This window comes from Paenibacillus sp. A3, from assembly GCF_001399685.1.
Classification (GTDB): domain Bacteria; phylum Bacillota; class Bacilli; order Paenibacillales; family NBRC-103111; genus Paenibacillus_G.
Genome location: NZ_JTHN01000228.1, coordinates 1 through 22,788, shown reverse-complemented (window position 1 = coordinate 22,788; position 22,788 = coordinate 1). Strand labels below are relative to the sequence as shown.

Below are 22,788 nucleotides of genomic sequence, written 5' to 3'. Positions count from 1 at the left end.
TACTAGCTATCCTTTAAAAGCAAAACAGCTCCGCTTCTTCCGAAGCGGGGCTCTTGCTGTTGAGAAAGTATTTTTTTAACAAGAATAGAGATACCCCACCCCTTCGTAACCTCTATCACCTCAATTAACCACTTTCTCAACAAGCTCACTCCGCTTCTCCCAAAGGGGGGCCTGTTTGTGCTCCCGAATTTCCTAATCCCCTAACCTACCTAAATTTATTTAGCTGACAAACTAACGAGCTGGCGAACCAGTACAATATGATTCAATCCGGCGTGGCCGGAGCGGAACGGGTGTTTGAGGTTCTGGATACCGAGACGGAGTTCGGGCCCACGGGCGGCCGGGAACCGCAAGAAGCTATCCGCGGGGAAGTCGAGTTCGACCAGGTGACGTTCGGCTACGGCGATACGCCGGTTCTGCGACGTATCGTTCGCCGCTCAGCCGGGGCAAGTGGTTGCCTTGGTCGGTCCGACCGGATCGGGCAAGACAACGATCATGAACCTGCTCACCCGCTTCTACGATATTTCCGAAGGGAAGATCCGGATCGACGGGAAAGATATTCGGGAGTGGGACAAAAACAGTCTCAGAAGCCGTCTCGGCATGGTGCTGCAGGACGCGCATCTATTCTCCGGCACGATTCGCGACAACATCAGGTACGGGCGGCTGGACGCGACGGAGGAGGAGATTCGGTCGGCGGCCAAGCTGGCGAACGCGGACGGCTTCATCCGCAAGCTGCCTCAAGGATACGATACGCCGCTCTCGGCGGAAGGCGGCAATCTGAGCCACGGGCAGCGGCAACTGCTTACGATTGCCAGGGCGATTCTTTCCGATCCGTCCATTCTCATATTGGACGAAGCGACCAGCAGCGTCGATAAGCGCACGGAGATGCACATTCAGGAAGCGATGAAGGCGCTCATGCAAGGGCGGACCAGCTTCGTCATCGCCCACCGGCTCAGCACGATTCAGGAGGCCGACCTGATTCTCGTCGTACGCGGAGGCGAGATCGTCGAGCGGGGCACGCACGAGCAGCTTTTGGCACTGCGGGGACTGTATGCCGAGATGCATGCCAATCCGTCGGCCGACGCCGGCTAAGACGCCAGATTGCAAGCTGAAACTGAGTCTCAATCTTCGCAATTGTAGAAGATAGGGGCTTTTTTTTGCAAATGTCGACAAAATATTTACTACTAAAAGTTTTCATTGAAAATCATCGACTTCTATGATAATTTATCCCTGAGAATAATTATCATTATCATGGAAATGTATCCATAATGATTAGGTAAAAGGGAGATTGAATTTATGTCGAAGACGTTCACGGTCGTTTCCTCTATCGTGCTTTGCTCCGCATTGCTGCTTGCCGGATGCGGCGGGAATACCAAGAAAGAGGCCCAGCCGGCCTCTGCGCCGTCTGCAAGCGATGCGGGCGCGAAACCGGCAGCGGCGGCGGTAGATTTTAAAAACGCAACGGAGCAGTACCGGAAGTTTGTCGTTGAGCAGTGCGATGCGTTCGTCAAAGCAACCGGCGAATTCACGGCCGCCGTCAAATCCGGCGATGTGAAAAAGAGTCAGGAGCTGTACGCCCCGACGCGGATGTTTTATGAGCGGATCGAGCCGATTGCCGAGGCGCTCGGCGACCTGGATCCGAACATCGATGCGCGGGAAGGCGACGTGGACGAGAAGGAATGGCGGGGCTTCCACCGGCTCGAGAAAGCGCTCTGGGTCGAGCAATCGACCAAGGGCCAGGAAGAAACGGCCGACCGTTTGCTGAGTGACAGCAAGCTGCTGCGGGCGAAAGTCGAGACCGTGGAAATCGAGGCCAATATGCTGGTCACCGGCGCCGTCGAACTGCTGAACGAAGTGTCGGCTACGAAGGTGACCGGGGAAGAGGAACGTTATTCCCATACGGACCTGTACGATTTTGCCGCAAACGTCGAGGGGGCGAACAAAATTTTCGAGCTCTTGAAGCCGGAGCTGGAGAAAAAGGACGCGAATTTGGCGAAAACGATCGAGACGCGCTTCGCGGAATTGAACCAAACGCTTGCGCCGTTCAAAAAAGGCAGCGGCTATGCGACGTACACGGAGCTGACGCAAGAGCAGACCAAGAAGCTGAGCCAAGCCATTGACGCACTGGCAGAGCCGCTGTCGGGCATGGGCAAGCTGCTGGGGGCGTAATTCATGGATGAGGCGAATAAACAAGAAACGGAAAAAGCCCAGGAAGGCAAAAAGCCGCACGACGGACAGGACCGTTCGTCCATCAGCCGCCGCGACCTGCTCAAGCTGGCCGGAGCCGGAGGAGTCGGACTGCTGCTTGGCTCGGTCGGTGTCGGCGGCGTGTGGGCGGGAACGGCCAAGCTGGCGGCGCCCGCTGCCTCCACGGCTTCAAACGCGGGCCCTAAGCAGATTATCCCGTTCTACGATGCGCATCAAGCGGGCATTGTGACGCCTGCGCAGGATTTTATTTGCTTTGCAGCCTTCGATCTGACAACCGTGAAGCTGTCCGAAGTTAAGGACCTGTTCCGCCGTTGGACGGAAGCCGCAGCGAAAATGACGGCGGGGCAGCCGGTCGGCGGCGAGGAGGACCAGCAGAGTATGCCGCCCGCGGATACGGGTGAAGCGGCAGGTCTGCATCCGTGCCGGACGACGATTACGTTCGGCGTCGGCCCCTCCATGTTCGACGGCCGGTTCGGGCTGGGGGCCAAGCGGCCGGAGGCTTTGGCGGATTTGCCCCGCTTTGGCGGAGACAGCCTGCGGCCCGAATGGTGCGGCGGGGATATCGGCGTACAGGTGTGCGCGGACGATTTGCAGGTCGCTTTCCACGCGCTGCGCAACCTGACGCGTCTTGCCCGCGGCATCGCCGTGCTGCGCTGGACCCAGGAAGGCTTTCAACGGACGGGCGGGTCCGGACCGGCAGGCGAAACGCCTCGCAACTTGCTGGGCTTCAAGGACGGAACGGGCAATCCGGATATCCATGACAAGCAAGCGATGAACGACATTGTCTGGGTGCAGCCTTCGGATCAGCCGGCATGGATGAGCGGCGGCAGCTACATGGTCGTCCGGCGAATCCGGATGCGTATCGAGGTGTGGGACCGTTCCACGCTCAGCGATCAGGAGGCGACGTTCGGGAGATACCGGAGCAGCGGAGCGCCTCTGGGGGCGAAGAACGAGTTCGATCCGCTGCAATTGGACGCCAAGGACGAATCCGGCCAACCGCTCATCCCGCTCACCGCGCATGCCCGTCTGGCGCATGGCGAGCAGCCGGCGGAAAAAATCCTGCGCCGTTCGTATTCCTACTCTAGCGGTATCGACCGTCAAACGGGGCAGCTGGACGCCGGGCTGTTGTTCATCTGCTACCAACGGGACCCAAGAACTCAGTTTGTCCCGCTCCAGCAGCGTCTCGCGAAGCGCGACAAGCTGAACGAATATATCGTGCATGTCGGCAGCGCGCTGTTTGCCTGTTTTCCGGGCGCCCGGCAAGGCGGCTACATCGGGGAGGGACTGTTCGAGTGATCCGGTGGATGAAGGTAGAAAAAGCGTACGGGTTACGCTCTCACGGCAGACAAAGCTTCTTCGTCCTTCTGCTGGCTGCCGCCGTGCTTCTGCTCGGCTGGAGCGGCCGTACGCTCGCCGAAGCGTCGGCACCTGACTCGCTGATGCCGCTCGTCGGCGGAGCGCTGGTTCATGCGGGCGAGCACAAGTGGCAGGAAACGGCTGTGGAGCTGGAAAAGTTCGAGGCGGAATGGCGCAAGATGAACTCGCCCTCCGGCGAAGCGGCCGATAGCGTCGCGTCAGCCTTAACCGAAGCGAAGAAGGCGGTGACCGACGCCGCTTCCAAGCCCGACGAGGCCTACCAGGCCGTGTCCAAGCTGACGAAGGCGATAGGCCGTTTCGCGGGGGCCGGAGCGAAAAAGGAACCGAAAGCGGACGGGAAACAGGCGGCGGGCGCGCTGCTTCCCATCCTGCGGCAGACGCAGACGGATGTCCGGAACAGCGACTGGGACAAAGCCCGGAGCCGCTACAAGCACTTCGACAGCCAGTGGTCCAAGAGCGAAGCGGCCATCCGGTCGGATCCGTCCGGCGTGTACGGCGAGATCGAGACGAAGCTTAGCCTGCTCCGGATCGCGCTGCAAGCGGAGCCGCCGAAGGCGGAAGCGGCCGACAAAGGCATTGGCGAATTGATCCAGCTGATCGACGATTACGCCAGCGGCAAGCTTCGGGAGGACGCCGCCGCTTCCGGCAAGCAATCGGTATCCGACGCGCTGGCGATTCTGCAGAAAGCTGCAGATGCCATCGGCGCGGGCCGTAACGCGGAAGCGGCCGATCAGCTTCAGGCCTTTATCCGGATCTGGCCTTCCGTCGAAGGAGAGGTTCGCACAAGAGCCCCGGACACGTATGACCGGATCGAACGGGAGATGACGGAGGCGGCCAGCCGACTGTTGTCTACTCCCCCGCAGCCGGAGGAAGCGGGCCGCATCGTCTCGGAGATGCAGACGGAGCTTCAGCCGTTTACGGCGCAAACGAGCTATTCGGCTTGGGATGCCGCGATTATTCTCCTGCGCGAAGGGCTTGAAGCATTGCTCGTGCTGGCCGCGCTGCTCGCCTTTTTGCGCCGGACCGGCAACGCCTCCAAGCAAGGATGGGTATGGAGCGGCGGAGCGGCAGGGCTGCTCCTCAGCGGCGGTTTGGCTATCGCATTGACCTTTACGATCGCCAACGTTGCCTCGGGGAGCACGCGCGAGCTTGTCGAAGGCATCACAGGCCTCGTGTCCGTCGTTCTGATGCTTACGGTAGGCGCATGGCTTCACCGCAAATCCCACGTCGAGACGTGGAATCGGTATGTGAAAGACCGTGTCGGCGTGGCGCTGGCGGGCGGCAGCCTGTGGTCGCTCTTCCTGGTTGCGGCGCTTTCGATTTTGCGGGAGGGCGCGGAGACGGCGATCTTTTATATCGGCATGGCCCCCTCCATCGATCCGGCGCAGCTTGCGCTTGGCATCGGCTCGGCCGCCGTGCTGCTGATCCTGCTCGGCTTCGTCATCGTCCGGGGAAGCGTTCTGCTGCCGATTCGCCCGTTTTTTCTGGGAGCTACGGTTTTGATTTATTACCTGGTCCTCAAATTTTTGGGCCAGAGCATTCACGCCCTGCAAATCGCGGGACAGGTTCCTGCGCATGTGCCCGGCTATCTCCCCTCCTGGAATTGGCTCGGCGTCTATCCGACTTGGGAAACGTTCGTTCCGCAGCTGCTCGTGCTACTCTTTATCGCGTTCCAATGGGCCCGGCAAGAGCGGAAAATGCGGGGAAACGCCCGTGAATCGGGAACGCATACGGTGTAATCCGCTGCCGGTGGCGGGATTCGTACAAAAAAATAACGAACTTTTGTCCCGCATCCGATTGGAAAATAGCAGGAGTTTGGACGCAGAACGTCGAATTCGTCATATGAAACGGGGGCACGTCACTATAGAGCAACGATCAGCTTCGCCCCTGCCGGAGGAGGATGGCAATGAAATATGCGATTTGCCAAACAGTCAAAATTGTGGACATGAACGAAGAAATTATGGCTGAGGTGCTGTTCGACCACGGAGAACATGAGGCGCCGGCCTTATCGATCGGCTGCTCCGTCGTTTCGTACCAGTTCGGGTTGAAAGAGTTCGAAGTGGTGTACGACAAGCGCGAAGGCAAGCAGGAGCGTTTCAAGGTCATCGACATCGAGTTTGACTTGCTCAAGAAGCCTGCGATCACCCGCGTCTTTCTGGAGCCTGTTACACTGATCGTTGGACAGCACGATATCGGCCAAATGTAATGCCGCATCCATCATTCGCATAACGTGAGAAGTCCTGCTGACAAAGCCGAATTCGGCGAGAAGGCAGGACTTATTTTGTTCATTTGGCAGTGGGGAAAAAATACTTTATCATGGAAAGGGAGGTGAAGTTGATGAACAGAACGTTTGTGGCTCTTGGCGGCATTTGCGCATTTCTGTCGGTGGCGCTCGGAGCATTCGGCGCGCATGCGCTGAAAGGAAAGCTCGCCGCAGATATGCTGGCTAATTTCCAGACCGGCGTCCAGTACCAGATGATGCATTCGCTCGGGCTGATCGCCATTGGACTTGCTGCCTCCCTGCTTCCGGCCAGCGGACATTTACGTCGGGCCGGCTGGTCGATGTTTGTCGGGATCGTCGTTTTTTCCGGCAGTCTGTATGTTCTGAGTATAACGGGGATAAAGCAGCTGGGCGCGATTACGCCTATCGGCGGGGTGGCCTTTTTGTTCGGTTGGTTGTCTTTGGTTCTTGCCCTTCGGGCAAAATAAGTCCTAAGTCTCTTTCTACAGATTCGGCAGGTCTTCATGCCGAATTTTTTTATGCCTACCTTTCTGGAATAACTCGCTTTTTTTGTCGATTTAGCAGGAAAAAGACAGTTGTGCGTAGAATTTCTACGGACAAGATATGGGAATGGAATACTCTGACAAACGTATCTTTCCGGGAAAGGAGGCCCGCATGTCTAGGACTGACGGATCAGCAAATGGAACACAACCGCGCGATGAAAAAAGAACGATGCTGTTCGCATGCGGAGGGACGGCGGTCGGATTCCTCGTCTGCTGGTGGGTCGGAGGGGCTATCCTATGGGGATTCGGCATCGCCGTCTTCCTGTTGATGGCTTATTCGTGGGAACGAATTATTCGGCTGTCCCGGGCCGTATCCGAATCGGATGCCCGAAGCCGTACGGCGGAGGAACGGTTTCGGAGGGTGGAGAGCCGATTGAACGCATTATTTCAACACCAACCGGGCGCCGTTGGGCTGATCGATCCGGGGGGATGTTTTCTGCAATGGAATCCGGCTGCGGAACGCATGTTCGGATACCGGGAGGAAGAGCTGAGAGGGAAGCACCTGCGCACCCTGTTTCCGGAAGAGTCGTCCGGCAGGACCAACAACTTTTTCACCGAAGCACTGCATGGCTCGTCGCTTTCGTTCAAAACGTCGCTTCTGCATAAAGACGGATACCGCGTCGATCTCGATACGACGGTCGTCCCGGTGCAGGAGCAGGGGATCACGACAGGGGTTCTGATCGTTTGCCAGGACATTACGTCTGCGACGCGAACCGAAGAGCAGATCCGGCATCTCGCCTACTATGACGATATGACGGGGCTTCCGAACCGCAGACTGTTCGTACAGCATTTGAACGCCGCCATGACGGCCGCGTCCCGGCACGAACGAAAGCTGGCCGTCCTGTTCGTCGATATCGACCGATTCAAGATCGTCAACGATTGCTTTGGGCACGATTACGGAGATATGCTGCTGCTGCAGGTAGCGGAGCGGTTTTCCCGCTGTGTAGGCCCGGACGATTATCTCGCACGTACGGAAGGAGACGAGTTTGCGTTTTTCTTCCAAGTGCCTGATCAAACGGCGGAGCCGGTGGGAACGATCGCGAAGGCGATTTTCGACTTGCTGGAGGAGCCCTTTGTCCTGGGGCAAAATTTAGTTCATCTGACGGCCAGCATCGGCATGTCGCTGCTGTCGCAGGAGGACGAGTCTGCGGATTCGCTTATGAAATGCGCGGATATGGCATTGACCCGAGCGAAGGAAAAAGGCAAAAACAACTATCAACTGTTCAACAGCGAGATGAAATCTGTATCATTGAAACGCTTAACTTTAGAAAGCGAGCTTCGCCGGGCTTTGGCCAAGAACGAACTGCTGCTGCATTACCAGCCGCAGATCAATATTGCGACCGGCCGCATTGTCGGGTTCGAGGCGCTCGTCCGGTGGCAGCATCCGGAGCGCGGACTGGTTGCGCCGGGAGAGTTCATTCCGTTCGCGGAAGATAGCGGTCTGATCGTGCCAATCGGCGAGTGGGCGTTGAAAGAAGCGTGCCGGCAGAACAAGCAGTGGCAGGATGCCGGGCTGGAGGTCGTGCCGGTGTCGGTCAATTTGTCGATCCGGCAGTTCATGCAGCATCAGCTGTGCGCCAGAATCGGCAGGACGCTTCAGGAAACGGCGCTCGATCCCGGCCTGCTGGAGCTTGAAATTACCGAGAGCTGCACGATGGATGTCGATTATGCCAGCGATCTGCTGCATGAGCTCAAGAAGCTTGGGGTCAAAATCAGCATCGACGATTTCGGCACCGGCTACAGCTCGTTGTCTTACTTGAAAAAATTCCCGATCGACAAATTAAAAATCGACCGCTCCTTCGTGCGCGACATTATGACCGATCCGAACGATGCGGCCATCGTCGCTTCGATCATCGCCATGACCCGGCATTTGAACATGGAAGTGATCGCAGAAGGCGTCGAAAACGAGGAACAGCTCCGGTTTTTGCATGACAACGAATGCCATCTCATACAAGGTTTTTATTTGAGCCCGCCCCTTGCCGTGCCCGACGCGGAACGTCTGATGAAGCTTTACTCGGCGCAGGCTGCAGCCGGCGAGGAGAGTCCCCCTTTAAATTAAAAGGCCCGGTTTAGCGGGCCTGAAAATCGTCAATTTCGTTAATTTTAAGCAGGTAGACTTTCTTCTCGTCGACATGATAGACCGTGAGGTTTCCGCTGGGGGGATCCGTATTTAGAATACGGCACGGCATGCTGAGCTTGACCCCTTTCTCTTTCACGATGGACAAACGCACAAGCGCATTGCTTTGTTGAAATGCTTTCATTTCTTCCCAGATCTGCTTGAACGGATCGGCTTCCGGGCGTTTTTCCTCCGCAGCTTTGACCTCCTTGGCGTTCGCAGCGGGTGGAGCTTTTGGGGCGGTTTCTGCGGAAGCGGCGTTCGGTCGGCTTTTCGACAGTTCGGCAGACGTGTCGATTTTTTTGAGAATGGCATCTTTCAGCGAGGCTTCGATGGTCTTACCTAACTCTACCCCTTGCTTGATTTGATAATCGGTGACAAGTTCCGAATTGAGCAGATGCAGCAGCTTCTCCAAGGCTCGCCCGTTGGTATCTTCCTCAATCATGATGTCTACATTGAACAAAAACTTTCGTTTTTGCAGTTTGTTGGCTTCCACAGGCGGCTCCTCCTCATTTGATGCTTGCGTAATCATTACTATATCACTTTTTGCTATAGGAAAATAGAAGTAAACAGACTGGAATTATTATCCTAATGCCGTTCGTATGTGGTGGACATAACTTGCGAGTCGAAAACGACGTAGGGTACGAAATGGGCTTGCTGCTGCTGTGGTATATTGGAACTAGGTTAAGGATAAAAATGGTAGGACCTAATAACTAAATATGATGCGAGAATACTACATCTAAAGGACTATGTCAAATTTTTTGTGTTCTACAGTAATTATGGATATATTTGTAATTGTATGGTAAATTGTCTATAGCTGCCGGAGAGCTATTTAGTCAGCTGCCCGATATTTGAGGGATGATAAGGTTTAAGCTGACAGGCGGTGAAGATCCGAAGCGGCGCAGTCAGTTACGGCTCATTGACCTCGGTCCAGTAGTGCTTTGGTTTATCGTTATGTACTGCCACAAATGTACGATTGGTGTAATTGGTGTGATGATGATCAGGGAGTTGAACATAAATGATTAATCCCAAAAAAGAGTCGGCTTTAGGCAAAGTTATCAAATTCATTTTATGGCTGATTGTCATTTATTTTTCTTTATTAATTGTTGTCGGCGTTGTTCATTTTATTTCAACTTCAAGATAAAACACTTTTCTCATGCCATAAACAGTCGTCTCCGCGTTCTACCGCTATCCTTACTCACATATGGATAATCGAAAGCTTACAAGGTGTCTCGCAGGAACCGAGGAGGGTTGATTTGTGGAGACGACGGAAGGGTTGACCGGGCGCGTTATTTGGAAAGGAGCGCCGGGCTACGAGGAGGCAAGACGCAGTTATAATGCCCGCTTCTCCAAATTTCCTAAAGTAATCGTTTACTGCCAGGTTAGACAGGACGTTGTCAATGCTGTCTTATGGGCGCGCAGATACAATGTGCCTTTTCGCATACGCTCCGGAGGACATAGCTACGAAGCCTACTCCCTTGTTGACGGCGGTCTCATAATCGATATAAGCGAGCTGCGGCATCTGCAGCTCCATGAAGCGCGCGGTATTGCACGAATCGGCGCGGGCTTTACCTTGCTCGCCCTGTACGATGAGCTATGGAAGAAAAAGTTGGCCCTTCCGGGAGGAACTTGTCGGGGCGTCGGGGTCGCCGGATTGACGCTTGGAGGCGGGTACGGCTTACTATCCAGACTACACGGCATGACTTGCGACAATGTAATCGAATTTGAAATGGTTACGGCACAGGGGAAAACGATTCGCGCGAATCAGGATCAGCACCGCAGTCTGTTTTGGGCATGCCGAGGCGCAGGTGATGGTAATTTTGGCGTCATTACTTCGTTCACATTCCGTGTCCACCCGATTGAGAATATAGCTCATTACAGGTTTACTTGGGATTTCGCCCAACTGAAAGAAGTGGTGCGCTACTGGCAAACATGGGCCCCTCATGCCGATGACCGTCTGACTTCGCTTTTAGCGCTTCCGGCGCAACAAATAGGTACGATCCGTTCCAACGGGGTATTCGTCGGCTCGGAAACGGAGCTGAAGAGACTCATGCAACCGATGCAGCAGGCGGTTCCGCCCAGAACAGCGGAATTCCGTACGATGACTTGGATTGAAGCAGCCCATAAGTTTGCAGGGATGCCGGTACGGCAAGACACCTTCAAAAATTCCTCCGCCTATGCTTACGAGCCTTTGTCAGATGCCGCTCTAGACGTATTGATCCGTCATTTGCAGACGACTCCCGGAGCGGGCGAGTTGGTTGCTTTTGACGCTTACGGCGGTTCCATTAAACGGATGTCCCCGGAGGCAACGGCTTTCGTGCATCGCAATGCCTTGTTCGTCATTCAATATCAATCGTATTGGGGGCAGAATTCGGAGGCGAGTCCCCATATTCAATGGGTAGAAAGGCTTCGCCAAGCCATGCTTCCCTATACCCGCGGCGCTTATCGCGACTATTGCGACAGCCAGATCTCCGATTGGCCGACCGCCTATTTTGGAGACAATCTTGCGAAGCTGCGGCGGGTCAAACAACTGTACGATCCGGAAAATCTGTTCCGCTTCGAACAGAGCATTCCTCCCGGCTGAACATGCAAAATCTTCATTTCCTTATACCTCGACTCCATGCACGGATGAATGCCCAGGGGCATATAGTATAGGCATACGGGTGTTAAAGGGGATGCTTGGGTTAATGATGCGCATGGAACCGGTGGATCTGGATGGGCGCACGGCGCTGGCGATCGAGGTGAAGCTGCCGAAGACGACGCTGCTCGCGGTGACGACCGACAAAGGGTACATTATGTGCGGGGCGCTCGATGTGGGACTGCTGAATGAACGTCTGAGGGAACGGGGCATTATCGCCGCCCGGGCGACGGGCGTGCGGACGATCGAGGAGCTGTTGGAAGCGCCGCTGGAGTCGGTCACCTACGGAGCCGAGGCGCTCGGCGTGGTGCCGGGGATGAAGGGCCGGGATGCAGTTGGACGGATGTTTTGACCCAAATCACTTGAGGTAAAGCGCCTGAGAAAATCGGGCGTTTTTTTATGGACGGAGACATCTTTCCCCGAGGAGGAGTTCGTCCTATAATAGGACGGTAGGATATTCGGGAGAACGGAGGAGTTCGATGAGAGACAGACAATTCACATTCCCAGACGCTGACGGGGAAGCGATATTCGTATACGAATGGCTGCCGGAAGAGGATGTGCCGGTGAAGGGCGTGGTACAAATCGCGCACGGGATGGCCGAAACGGCCGCTCGTTACGAGCGATTCGCCGGCTTGCTGACGGGGGCGGGCTATGCGGTGTATGCCAACGATCATCGAGGGCATGGCCGGACGGCCGGCAGTCCGGAGCGGTTCGGCGTCATCGGCGAGAACGGTTTTCAACGCATGGCGGAAGCGATGGGGCAGTTGACGGACTTGATTCGCGAACGGTTTTCGGACGTTCCTTTTTACGTATTCGGCCACAGCATGGGGTCGTTTTTGACTCAAAAATATATGTACTTATTTCCCGGGAAAGTGGACGGCATCGTCTTATCCGGAACGAACGGGCCGCAGAAGCTGCTCGGCATCGGTAGCGCGCTGGCCCGGAGACTGGCGGTCCGCAAAGGGGAGCAGCATCGCAGCGAGCTGCTGATGAGACTTACGCTCGGCAGCTATAACCGCCAGTTTCGGCCGAATCGGACGCCGTTCGATTGGCTCAGCCGCGATGAACGGGAGGTTGACCTTTTTGCAGCTGACCCGGATTGCGGCTTTGCCATGACGGCGGGCTTCTGGATCGATTTCTTCCGCGGGCTGCAAGAGATTCACGATGAGCGGAATATGCGTCAGATTCCGGTCGATATGCCTGTCTATTTATTTTCCGGCGAGCTCGATCCGGTCGGCCGTAAGGGAAAAGGGGTTGTCGAATTGGCCGGCCTGTACCGGGAGCTGGGCTTGCGGCATGTGACGTACAGGCTGTACCCGCAAGGCCGGCACGAGATGCTGAACGAGATCAACCGCGATGAAGTGATGCAGGACGTTCTCCGTTGGCTGGACGAGCAGACGGCCCGTCAAATCAACGGTTCATGAGCCGGAGGACGCGCCGTTCCCGTTCTTCCCGGACGGGCTGCTGCCGCGTTCAAGCGGCGGCTGCGTCCGGTTGTGCTCCTTGCTAAAGCGGGTATAATGGAACTGACGCTTCAAGACGAACGGGGGGACGGGAAAGTGGATATTCAAAAAATTACGCCGCGCAAAATTTCCGAAGCCATCGCCGACCAAATTAAAGAGCAGATCGTCGGCGGTGTGCTGAAGCCGGGCGATAAGCTCCCTTCCACGAAGGAGCTGTCGGAGAGCTATCAAGTGGGACGCTCCACGATCCGGGAGGCACTTAGCGCGCTCAAAGCGATGGGCCTGGTGGAAAGCCATCAAGGGGAAGGCAGCTATGTGCGCAGCATCGAGTCGCAGGACGTGGATTTGCCGGAATTCAATTCGCTGCTGATGAGCCGGGACACGGTGATGGAGCTGATCGAGGCGCGCCAAGCGCTGGAAGTTTCCAATGCGGCACTTGCGGCGGAGAAGCGGACGGAGGACGACCTGCGGCGCTTCGAGGCGGTGCTGAAGCGGATGGAGGAGCATCTGGGCGACGAAGAGGAAGGCGAGCGGGCGGATATCGAGTTTCATCTTGTACTTGCCCAAGCGACGCACAATTCGATCATGGCGCGGATGATCGAATCGATCTCGACGCAAATGCAGACCGCGATCCGCGAAACGCGGCGGCTGCAAATGTATGCAAACCGCACGGTGTCCCGGCAGCTGCTGCAGGAGCATCAAGCCGTGTACGAGGCGATCAAGCGGCAGGATCCGGCGGCAGCGCAGAACGAGATGCGGCGGCATTTGTTTCATGTCGAGCAGGTGCTGATCCGTTATTTGAAAAAGTAGGACAAGGGGAAAGGGAAGGACCGGCCGTTGCCGAGCGAGCGGCCTATCCGTCCTTGTCTTTCGGAAAGCCGAACGTAAGCAGCACGAAGCCGACCAGCATAAAAAACCAAACGAAAAAGTTTTCAAAAAATGTCGGGTTGGACGGCGTCGCATCATATGATCCTCGCGCAGCCGATCCGGCTGCTGGAATTGCTGCGGCAATCTTCGCCCCGATCCTCTCGGCGGTGTAATAGGCGCCGCTGGCTAGCAGGAAGACCGTGCCAATAATTTTATTCAAACGGTTGCCCATCGGAAATCCGCTCCTTTCTTGGAAATATAACGTCGTAGTACCTCAATTCTCCTTTATCGTTACCTCATTCGACGCTTTTCCACGGTAAAAAGTTTCGCTTGTTATGGAGAAGGCTCTTTTCAAAAAACAACTTATCTGATAACCTGACAAGTAAGAAAAGAAACCATAATCCGAGAGATGGAGTGGGGACCTGTATGCGAGTTTCTTTATTCATTACATGTTTGGCCGACCAGATCTACCCGGAAGTCGGCGAAAGCGTTGTCAGGCTTCTGCACCGATACGGCTGCGAGGTTGATTTTCCGCAGATGCAGACCTGCTGCGGACAGCCCGCGTACAACAGCGGTTACCAGGATGAAGCCCGCGAGGTGGCGCGCAAGCTGATCCGCGCGTTCGAGCACAGCGATTATGTCGTCTCGCCTTCCGGCTCCTGTACCGGAATGGTCCACCATTATTACCCCCAGCTGTTCGAGAACGAGCCGGAGTGGAAGGCCAAGGCGGAGAAGCTGATCGGGAAAACGTACGAGTTTTCTCAGTTTTTGGTTAACGTTTTGGGGGTCAAAGACCTCGGCGCTGTCTATGAGGGCAAAGCGACGTATCATCCGTCTTGCCATGCGATGCGTTTGCTCGGGGTGCGCGAGGAGCCGGGCGAGTTGATGGCGCATATCGAGGGGCTGGAGCTGGTCGAGCTGCCCCGCAAGGAAGATTGCTGCGGCTTCGGAGGCACGTTCGCCGTCAAGATGGCCGACATGTCGGAAGCGATGGTATGCGAGAAAGCCGCCAACGTATGCGCGACGAATGCCGACCTTTTGATCGGGACCGACATGGGCTGTCTGATGAACATCGGGGGCCGTTTGAATAAAGAAAACAAGCCGGTGCGCGTCATGCATCTGGCGCAGCTGCTGGAGGAAGGAGTGAAGCGCGGTGAGCGGCATGGCAAGTGAGAAGGAATTGATCGGTACGGGCTTAAAAAAGCGCACGGAAGAAGCGCTGGCGAACGATTTTCTCCGCAAGGCGGTGGCGTTTACGACCGATAAGCTGAAGACGGCCAAGCTACAGGTGACGGACGATTTCGGCCATTGGGAGGATTGGCGGGAGCGAGGGAGACAGATCCGCAAGCATGTCGTGGAGCATCTCGACTATTATTTGACGCAGTTTACCGATAACGTTTCCAAAGCTGGAGGCCACGTCTATTTCTGCCAAACAGGGGATGAGGCGGTGAAGACGTTTATGGAAATTGCGGAGAAGCGCCGGGCGAAGCTGGTAGCGAAAGGAAAGTCGATGGTATCGGAGGAAATTCATCTGAACCGTCACTTGGAGGAGCGCGGGATCGAGGCGATCGAGACGGATCTCGGCGAGTACATCCTGCAGCTGGCGAAGGAAACGCCGTCGCATCTGATCATTCCGGCGATTCACAAAAACAAGCAGCAGATTGCGGATATTTTCTCGGAGGAAGCGGGCGAGACGTTTGCGCCGGAGACGAAGGTGCTGGCGAAGTATGCCAAGCAGCGGCTGCGCAATTATTTCCTGGAAGCGGATATCGGGCTGACCGGCTGCAATTTCGGCGTTGCCGAATCGGGAGCGATCACCCTCGTGTCGAACGAAGGCAACGGGCGGATGGTGACGACGCTGCCGAAATGCCACGTCGTCGTCATGGGCATGGAGCGCCTCGTGCCGACCTATGACGACCTGGAGGTCGTCCTGAACCTGCTTGCCCGCAGCGCTACCGGGCAGAAGCTGACGACCTACACGTCGATGATCACCGGACCGAGACGCGAAGGCGAGCTCGACGGGCCGGAGGAGCTTCATCTGATCGTGCTGGACAACGGGCGGTCGGCGCAGCTCGGCGATCCGGTGTTCCAGGAGGTGCTGCACTGCATCCGCTGTGCGGCCTGTCTGAACGTGTGCCCGGTGTACCGTCACGTGGGCGGACACACCTACGGCAGCGTGTACAGCGGTCCGATCGGAGCTGTGCTGACGCCGCTGCTTCAGCAGGACATGAAGGAAGCGGGGCAACTGGCTTACGCCTCCAGCCTGTGCGGGGCCTGCTACGAGGCATGCCCGGTCAAAATTCCGCTGCACGACATGCTGGTGCAGCTTCGGGCGCGCAAGGTGCGGCTCGGGTTAACGCCGCTAGCGGAACGCGCCGCCTTCAAGACGTTCCGGACGACGTTCGGGAACGTCTCGCTGTACAAGATGGCGACGAAGTCCGCCTATTATATGATGAAGCCTTTCGTGAGCAAAGGCGTGATCAAGAAGGCGCCGGGTCCGGCAGCGGGCTGGACGCAATCCCGCCATTTCCCGATGAAGCCGAAGCTGTCGTTCCGCGACCGCTGGGAGGCCCTTCAGCGGGAGCTGAAGCAGCAGGCCGACCGGAGTGAAGCCGGATCAGCCCGCGGGCAAGCTGTGCCCGGACGGGACGAGGCGGATGGAGCTGTGAAAGGAGGCGGGCGCCATGAGTAACGGAACGATCCGCGGCCGTGAAGCGTTTATCGCGAATTTGTCGTCGAGGCTCGGACGCAGGGAGGTCCCGGCGGCTGCTCCGGCGCATCCGTTTCGCGGCGCGCCGGAGTTTTATAAGCAGATCAAGCCCTCGACGGAGGAAAAGATCGAGCTGTTCTCCCGAAACTGGCAGGCTTTGACCGGCAAGGTGCTGGTGGTGGATGAAGCCGAGGCGGCGGACAAAGTCGGCGCTTGGTTACGGGACATCGCCGCCGAGCTTGGCGTTACGCATGTGTCCCGCTGGGAGCACGAAGGTCTGACGGCGCTTGGCCTGGACGAGGCGCTGGCCGCTTCCGGCATCGCCGTCGCGTCATGGCGGCCGGTGGAGACGGACGCGGAAGCGGGCGACAGCGAGGCATGGCCGAAGGCGGCGGGGGGCGCGAACTGGGCGCAGCGGAGCGAGCTGCTGAAGCGAACCGAGCGCTGCCAGCTCGGGATCGTCTGGCCCGACTTCGCCGTAGCGAATACGAGCACATTGGTGCTCCAATGCTCCCCGCAGCGCGGCCGCTCGGTGAGCTTGCTGACGGAAATTTTGTTCGCCGTCTTCCGGGCCGATCAGCTCGTGTACCGGATGGGCGAGGCGTTCGAGCAGATCACCTGCGGCAAGCAGCTGCCGACGCAGTATGCTTCGTCGCTTAACCTGATTACCGGGCCGAGCCGCAGCGCCGACATCGAGAACGATCTGACGATCGGCATCCACGGTCCGGGCAAGGTGTACGCGGTTATAATCCGATAAGCCGGGGAAATAGGGAAGCATATCCCAGCCGCTTGTGCGCATACTATGACGGTTACTTAATCCAAGGAGGTTATAGCCATGAATAAGCAGCGCGCCCAGGAAATCGCCGCTTCGCCGGTGATGGCAAACGTGACGTACGAAGGAGTTCCGATTTATATCCAGCATGTGGATGAAGAACGGGAGTCCGCCAGAATTTATCCGCTCGATCAGCCGGAGCAGGAGCAAGAGGTTCCGCTGAACAGCTTAATCGAAGGTTAAACTTTTCAATAACGCGGCAGCCCTGCCAAGCTCGACTTGGCGGGGCTGCTTTTCTTAACGCTCGTTTGCAATATCCGATTGAGATAAGGCCGCGCACTCCCGAAAGGCAAAATGCCGGCAGCCCAGACACTTTTGATGCTCCAGCCGGGTCAAAGCGTAGTTAATCGCATCGCCCGTATGCTCAAAAAAATGCTCTTTTCCGATCAGCGCGTCGAGTCCGGTTCGTTTCAACACGTCCCGGGGCTGAGGCTGCAGGCCCGAGATCAGAACGACGCCGCCTTGCCGGACGATATCCCGGACCACACCGGCCAAATACGATTCCCCCGTCGTGTCCATGAACAGCACTTTGCCGAGGCGCAGGATCACCATTTTCGGCCGTTCGTCGAGCGTCCCCGAAATTGATTTTTCAAACAGCGTTCCCGCTCCGAAAAACAGCGCTCCCTCCACTGTAATAATCGCGATCTGCGGACAGTCATGGCTTTCGTTTACGATATGAGAAGCCACTTTCCCGCGGTGTGAAGCCGGGTCCGGCAAAACCTTGGCAACCTTGAGCATGCCGCTCATCCGCCGGACGAACAGGACAACTGCAAGAATAAGCCCGGCAATAACAGCCGTCGTCAGATCGGTCAGTACGGTAAGCAAGAAAGTAATCATCAGGACGATGGAATCGGCTGTTCTTGTTTTCACAATATGAATAAACTCCCTGCGCTCGCTCATATTCCAGGCCACGACCATCAGAATCGGCGCCATGCTGGCCAGCGGAATCGCGGAAGCCAAAGGGGCGAGCGCGATCAACACGAGCAGGACGAAGACGCTGTGAACCATCCCCGACACGGGACTCGCCGCTCCGTTCTTAATATTCGCCGCGGTTCTGGCAATCGCACCCGTCGCCGGAATTCCGCCGAACAAAGGGGTGACGATGTTCGCAATCCCTTGTCCGATCAGCTCGCGGTTGCTGTGATGGCGGCTTCCCGTCATGCCGTCGGCTACGACCGCAGACAAGAGCGACTCGATTCCCCCCAGCGCCGCGATGATGCAGGCCGGGCCAAGAAGCGGGATGATTTTCTCAAGCGTTACCTCGGGCACGTGAAACTGGGGAAGCGTCCCGGGAATGGCGCCGTACGTGGACCCGATCGTATCGACACGGCCGTCGAACAGCAAGACCGACAGCACGCTGGATACCAGCAGGCCGACGAGCGAACCGGGCACTCGGGGCAGCAACTTCGGGGTCCCCAATAGCAAGGCGAGACAAACGACGGCTGTAATGACGCTGTAAGGGTTTACCATCGACAGATGCAGCCCGATTTCTTTCATGTTGGATATAAAATCTTCGTGCTTGCGGATACCGCTCAGCCCTAGAAAATTGGCGATTTGGCCGGTGAAAATGATAACGGCGATCCCGGCGGTAAAGCCGATCGTCACCGGACGGGGAATAAATTGAATCAGCGCTCCGAGCTTGAATACCCCCATCAAAACAAGGATGATTCCCGCCAGCCCGCCGGCGATCAGCAAATTTTCATACCCGTGCTGCATCACAATAGCGAACAAAATAGGAACGAACGCGCCCGTCGGCCCGCCGATCTGGAATTTGGACCCGCCAAGCAGCGAGATGAGAAATCCGGCAATCACCGTCGTATAAATGCCGTACTGAGGCTTGACTCCGGCCGCAATGGCAAAAGCCATCCCCAAAGGAATGGCTATAACCCCGACAATCGAGCCTGAGATCAGATCCCGGCGAAAATCATTTGCGCTGTACCCGTCAAATCTACCCGACCGCTTCATGACAAGACCTTCTTTTCATATATTTGATTATTTGAATATATGGGGAATATACACCCGGGAATCCGTTCTTGTCAATGACGGACAGGTGCCGTTTTTTGCATAATCTCAGGTATAATGAAGAGAACGAAACCCCTGCAGGGCACAATAACCCGCCAGACAAGGAGCGACATGAACAGTATGCGAAAAGAGCCGGCAATCCATCTGTTCGAATGGTCACCGCGCGTGCATATCGATCCGTTTCATACCCATGACCATTTGGAGATCGGTTATTGTTTATCGGGCAGCGGCGTCTTTTATTTCGGGCAAAAAGCTTATGCGGCCCAGCCGGGCGACGTCTTCGTCGTCAACCATTTGGAGCGGCACGCCGCCGCGTCGGATGCGGACAATCCGAGCCATTATCTGTTTTTATATTTTGACCCGATGGTGATCGAGCAGGCGGATATGGAGCTGCTGCTGCCGTTCGTATATTTGCCGACGAAGTTTCAGAACCGGATTCCGGGGGAGTTGGACACGTCCCGCCGAATCGGAAAACTGTTCCATCAGCTCGCGGACGAGCAGCGGCACAAGCGGCCGGGTTATCATGGCATGATGCGGGGGATCATTTTGCAGATTTGCGCGCTTCTGCTGAGGCATTACAGCGAGCAAACGTCGTCTGCGGAATGGAACCGGACCTTGACATCCTACTATCGCATCAAACCGGCGCTCGATTATATCGGCGAGCGTTTTCGAGAATCGCTGACGCTGGAAGACGCGGCTGCCGTGCTTGGCTTAAGCCCGTCCCGGGCGCGGCATCTTTTTCAGGAGAAGCTGGGCGTCGGGTTTAAGCAGTACTTGCTCCGGCTGCGTGTGAACGAAGCCAAGCGGCTGTTGGCCAGCACTGAGCTGCCGATGGCGGAGGTGATGTTTGCAAGCGGCTTCCAAAGTCATGCCCCGTTTTACCGCGCGTTCCGGCAAATCGTCGGCGCCGCTCCGCTGGAATATCGCGAGTTATCGAGAAAGTTAGCCGTTTTTGAGAATGGCTTGGATGAAAATAAGACGACGCCGCGCTCTCCCGCCGATTACAATGAAAGTACATCTTAGGTCAGGCAGGCTGTACATTCGATACGGAAATGGGGAGAGCAGATGGCAGGTTGGGGCTGGCAAGCGCTGCAAGGCTTGCTGCGTGAAGAAATCAAGCAGCGGAAGGAAGAAGGCTGCAACGTTGAGGGGTTTCAGGCGAAGCTGGAGGAGGCCGGGGAAGAAGCAGTCAAGCTGACGGCCGTTTACGAGGAATTGTCCGCATTGCCGATCGCGGCGGACTTCCCCTATTCGGAGCCGAACGGGCTGGACGAGATCCGGGCGGCGCGTCCGGAAGGGCCGCGCAAGCTGCAAGCGGATTGGACGGAGGAGCAGTGGAAGGATAAGTTTTATGGCGCGTGGCTCGGACGAAGCGTCGGCTGCGCGCTCGGCAAGCCGCTGGAGATCGGGCCGTTCCTGTACGGCACGGATAGCCATCCCGGCTGGGCCAACGTGAAGCTGTGGTTCGAAGGAGCGGACGCCTGGCCGATTCGCGATTACACGCCGGGACGGTCGCGGGCGCAGGAGCGGTACGGTCTGGCACTCGCCCCCTACGGAAAGGATAGCGAGCTGGAGCGCATCCGGTTTATGGAAACCGACGACGATATCCGCTATACGGTGCTCGGTCTGCTGCTGCTGGAGGAGAAGGGCAAGGACTGGGACTCGTGGGACATCGGCGGTCTATGGCTGAAGCATTTGCCGTTTCATAAGGTGTTCACCGCCGAAGCGCGGTCCTACGTCAACTTTACCGTGCTGAACAGCCAAATGGGGTGGCAGCGGGAGGCAGACTCCGAGGCGCAAAAGGAGTGGGTGAGGACGCACTTGAATCCTTACCGCGAATGGATCGGCGCGCAGATCCGCGTGGACGGCTTGGCGTACGGCGCGGCGGGATATCCCGAGCTGGCCGCCGAGTTCGCTTGGCGGGACGCTTCGTTCTCCCACGTGAAGAACGGCATCTATGGCGCCATGTTCGTGGCGGCGATGATTGCGGCGGCGTTCGTCGAAACCGACCCGGAGCGGATTGTTGAGATCGGGTTGAGTGAAATTCCGCAGCACTGCCGCCTGGCCAGCGATATCCGTCAGGCGGTGGCGATCGCCCGGGAGGCGAAAGACCAGGTCGAACTGGTCGACCGGGTCTGGGAGGCGTTCAAGCATTACCATCCGGTGCATACGAACAACAATGCCGCCTTATGCGCGGCTGCGCTCGTCTTCGCCCGCGGTGATTTCGAGACCGCGGTCACGACGGCGGTGCTCGGCGGCTGGGACACCGACTGCAACGGCGCGACCGTCGGTTCGATCATGGGCGCGATAGACGGAGCGAAGCGGCTGCCGGAGCGTTGGACCGCGAAGCTGAACGATACGCTGTATTCGGAAATAAACGGCTTTCATCCGATCGCGATTTCGGAATGCGCCCGGCGCAGCTACGAGGTTTATCGCCGCATCAACGGATAACGACCAAAAAACCGGCTCCTTGCAAGCACAAGGAGACCGGTTTTTAGACATTTGCAATCGTCCGTCCTAACGATTATTCGTTGCGCATGTTTTCGAGCAGCGAGATGGCGTCCACCAAATGATTGTCGAAGATTTGTCTGGCTACCCCGAGAAGGTCTTTAATCAGAGGATCACGTAATGAATAAATGACGGAAGTTCCCTCTTTGGTTCCGCTGACCACATTTTTGCTGCGGAGCACGGCCAACTGCTGCGACACGGCGGAGCCTTCGCTCCCCAGAATAGCCTGAAGCTCGTTGACGTTTTTGTCCCCTTCGCACAGCACCTCAAGAATCCGGATTCGCATCGGATGCGCCAACGCCTTAAAAAACTCCGCTTTAAACTGCTGGATTTCACGATTCATGGATCTAAACCCCTTAAAACGTTGAACGTCTGAATATATGAATATCATACCACAGATAGGAAGCTGGTTGTAAAACAAACCGTGAACGTATAATATTGTTATATTCAAATAATCAAAGGTTTGAACGGTTATTCGTTGGAAAGAGGCGATGGCATATGTCCGGCTTGTGGACTTGGGAACAAAAAGAGCTTGCGCGCCCGACGACCAAACAAGAAGTGATCAAAGCGGGCTTGGCTTACCTCGAAGGCGTGGGAGCGGACCTCATCTGTAAAGTTTGTATTCCGAGCGGCGGCTCCTGCTGCTTAAGCTGCCCGTTTCTGAGCGACGGTGTCGGCTGCGGACAGCGCAATACGAGCTGTACGGCCTGGCTGTGCGGTTTTTTGAAATATATCTATTACGAAGCCGGCTTGCTCCGGGAGTGGGAAGACTTCTGGGAGCAGGTGCCGGGGCAGCAGTTCCGGTACGATACGACCCCGCGCCACTTTGCCGTCCGCGGCTGGCTGGAGCCGCCGAAGCTCCGTTTTTTATCCGCAGCCTTCGCGGACGATTTGCAGCGGCTCCGGCAGGAGCGTCCCGCTTCCTGGCTTGTCGAGTTAAAAGGGAAGCTGGACTGGCATATCGACGAAATATTGGACAGCACCAATCCGAAATTCGTGAAAAAAACCGAAGCCAAGCTGTACCGATTGACAAGCGATTTCGAGCAGTTTCACCGGGCCAAAACCCAGCTCAACTAGCCCCCGCCTCCCGAAACTATTCCCCGGTTCACCCCGAGCCCAAAAAGAAGTACAATAAGCTTAACCTTAATGAAAGCGGCTGAAACGATCATGCTGGAAATCCAATACTTTGAGCTGCACCGTACCTTTTATTTGCCCGAAGAAGCGTGGCCGGAAGTATCGGTGGCCGATCTTACGGGGCTTTGGCTT

Annotated in this window: 21 protein-coding genes and 1 pseudogene; 18 read left to right on the top strand and 4 right to left on the bottom strand. The window is 56.7% G+C overall.

The features are described from left to right. Positions 1–233: 233 nt before the first annotated feature. The 7 genes and pseudogenes from QJ48_RS29610 to QJ48_RS29580 all read left to right on the top strand — a co-directional run. Positions 234–1,089, top strand: a pseudogene (locus QJ48_RS29610) (ABC transporter ATP-binding protein); the annotation flags it as partial. A gap of 204 nt (positions 1,090–1,293) precedes the next feature. Next, entirely contained in the window at positions 1,294–2,166 is an 873-nt protein-coding gene (gene efeO / locus QJ48_RS29605) for an iron uptake system protein EfeO (RefSeq protein WP_054976964.1), read from the top strand. 3 nt (positions 2,167–2,169) lie between these two features. After that, a complete protein-coding gene (efeB, locus tag QJ48_RS29600; protein WP_237763110.1) occupies positions 2,170–3,501 on the top strand; it encodes an iron uptake transporter deferrochelatase/peroxidase subunit in 1,332 nt (443 codons plus the stop codon). After that, entirely contained in the window at positions 3,498–5,321 is a 1,824-nt protein-coding gene (locus tag QJ48_RS29595) for an FTR1 family protein (protein WP_054976963.1), read from the top strand. The genes efeB and QJ48_RS29595 overlap by 4 nt, the downstream gene beginning before the upstream one ends. A 167-nt stretch (positions 5,322–5,488) precedes the next feature. Beyond that, positions 5,489–5,788: a hypothetical protein gene (locus QJ48_RS29590; protein WP_054976962.1), complete on the top strand. Its 300-nt coding sequence runs from the start codon at positions 5,489–5,491 to the stop codon at positions 5,786–5,788. 131 nt (positions 5,789–5,919) lie between these two features. Then, on the top strand, positions 5,920–6,291 hold the full coding sequence (locus tag QJ48_RS29585) for a DUF423 domain-containing protein (RefSeq protein ID WP_054976961.1): 372 nt from the start codon (positions 5,920–5,922) through the stop codon (positions 6,289–6,291). A gap of 187 nt (positions 6,292–6,478) precedes the next feature. Then, entirely contained in the window at positions 6,479–8,425 is a 1,947-nt protein-coding gene (locus QJ48_RS29580; protein WP_054976960.1) for a bifunctional diguanylate cyclase/phosphodiesterase, read from the top strand. 10 nt (positions 8,426–8,435) lie between these two features. Here the strand turns inward: QJ48_RS29580 and QJ48_RS29575 are convergent, their stop codons facing one another. Next, the gene (locus QJ48_RS29575) at positions 8,436–8,978 is read right to left on the bottom strand and encodes a hypothetical protein (protein WP_054976959.1); all 543 of its coding nucleotides are present in this window, start codon (positions 8,976–8,978) and stop codon (positions 8,436–8,438) included. A 762-nt stretch (positions 8,979–9,740) separates the two neighbouring features. Here QJ48_RS29575 and QJ48_RS29570 point away from each other — a divergent pair. The 4 genes from QJ48_RS29570 to QJ48_RS29555 all read left to right on the top strand — a co-directional run bounded on the left by QJ48_RS29570 (position 9,741) and on the right by QJ48_RS29555 (position 13,393). Then, positions 9,741–11,066, top strand: coding sequence for an FAD-binding oxidoreductase (locus QJ48_RS29570; RefSeq protein WP_054976958.1), 1,326 nt, complete (start codon positions 9,741–9,743; stop codon positions 11,064–11,066). Positions 11,067–11,169: 103 nt separating this feature from the next. Next, positions 11,170–11,472 carry a YunC family protein gene (locus tag QJ48_RS29565; RefSeq protein ID WP_054976957.1) on the top strand — a complete coding sequence of 101 codons (303 nt, stop codon included), beginning with the start codon at positions 11,170–11,172 and terminating at the stop codon, positions 11,470–11,472. 127 nt (positions 11,473–11,599) lie between these two features. Continuing rightward, complete coding sequence (locus QJ48_RS29560; RefSeq protein ID WP_054976956.1) at positions 11,600–12,544, top strand: alpha/beta hydrolase; 945 nt, start codon at positions 11,600–11,602, stop codon at positions 12,542–12,544. 135 nt (positions 12,545–12,679) lie between these two features. After that, positions 12,680–13,393, top strand: coding sequence for a FadR/GntR family transcriptional regulator (locus tag QJ48_RS29555; RefSeq protein WP_054976969.1), 714 nt, complete (start codon positions 12,680–12,682; stop codon positions 13,391–13,393). Between the two features lie 43 nt (positions 13,394–13,436). On the opposite strand, the gene QJ48_RS29550 is transcribed toward QJ48_RS29555, so the two are convergent. After that, positions 13,437–13,682: a hypothetical protein gene (locus QJ48_RS29550; RefSeq protein ID WP_054976955.1), complete on the bottom strand. Its 246-nt coding sequence runs from the start codon at positions 13,680–13,682 to the stop codon at positions 13,437–13,439. A 194-nt stretch (positions 13,683–13,876) separates the two neighbouring features. On the opposite strand from QJ48_RS29550, the gene QJ48_RS29545 reads away from it, so the two are divergent. From QJ48_RS29545 to QJ48_RS29530, 4 genes are all read left to right on the top strand, one after another. Beyond that, positions 13,877–14,623 carry a (Fe-S)-binding protein gene (locus QJ48_RS29545; RefSeq protein WP_054976954.1) on the top strand — a complete coding sequence of 249 codons (747 nt, stop codon included), beginning with the start codon at positions 13,877–13,879 and terminating at the stop codon, positions 14,621–14,623. Then, positions 14,613–16,142, top strand: a complete 1,530-nt coding sequence (locus QJ48_RS29540; protein ID WP_157261799.1) for a LutB/LldF family L-lactate oxidation iron-sulfur protein — start codon at positions 14,613–14,615, stop codon at positions 16,140–16,142. Before QJ48_RS29545 ends, QJ48_RS29540 begins: the two co-directional genes overlap by 11 nt. Then, positions 16,135–16,917: an LUD domain-containing protein gene (locus QJ48_RS29535; RefSeq protein WP_054976952.1), complete on the top strand. Its 783-nt coding sequence runs from the start codon at positions 16,135–16,137 to the stop codon at positions 16,915–16,917. Before QJ48_RS29540 ends, QJ48_RS29535 begins: the two co-directional genes overlap by 8 nt. Before the next feature lie 78 nt (positions 16,918–16,995). Next, positions 16,996–17,175: a small acid-soluble spore protein H gene (locus QJ48_RS29530; protein WP_054976951.1), complete on the top strand. Its 180-nt coding sequence runs from the start codon at positions 16,996–16,998 to the stop codon at positions 17,173–17,175. 54 nt (positions 17,176–17,229) lie between these two features. On the opposite strand, the gene QJ48_RS29525 is transcribed toward QJ48_RS29530, so the two are convergent. Continuing rightward, a complete protein-coding gene (locus QJ48_RS29525; protein ID WP_054976950.1) occupies positions 17,230–18,957 on the bottom strand; it encodes a SulP family inorganic anion transporter in 1,728 nt (575 codons plus the stop codon). A gap of 168 nt (positions 18,958–19,125) precedes the next feature. On the opposite strand from QJ48_RS29525, the gene QJ48_RS29520 reads away from it, so the two are divergent. After that, complete coding sequence (locus QJ48_RS29520) at positions 19,126–20,037, top strand: AraC family transcriptional regulator (RefSeq protein ID WP_237763109.1); 912 nt, start codon at positions 19,126–19,128, stop codon at positions 20,035–20,037. A gap of 42 nt (positions 20,038–20,079) precedes the next feature. Then, positions 20,080–21,465, top strand: a complete 1,386-nt coding sequence (locus QJ48_RS29515) for an ADP-ribosylglycohydrolase family protein (protein WP_054976948.1) — start codon at positions 20,080–20,082, stop codon at positions 21,463–21,465. 73 nt (positions 21,466–21,538) lie between these two features. On the opposite strand, the gene QJ48_RS29510 is transcribed toward QJ48_RS29515, so the two are convergent. Then, positions 21,539–21,865, bottom strand: coding sequence for a metalloregulator ArsR/SmtB family transcription factor (locus QJ48_RS29510; protein WP_054976947.1), 327 nt, complete (start codon positions 21,863–21,865; stop codon positions 21,539–21,541). Between the two features lie 155 nt (positions 21,866–22,020). Here QJ48_RS29510 and QJ48_RS29505 point away from each other — a divergent pair, with 155 nt between their 5' ends. Then, the gene (locus QJ48_RS29505; RefSeq protein ID WP_054976946.1) at positions 22,021–22,599 is read left to right on the top strand and encodes a hypothetical protein; all 579 of its coding nucleotides are present in this window, start codon (positions 22,021–22,023) and stop codon (positions 22,597–22,599) included. The last annotated feature ends 189 nt before the right edge of the window (positions 22,600–22,788 follow it).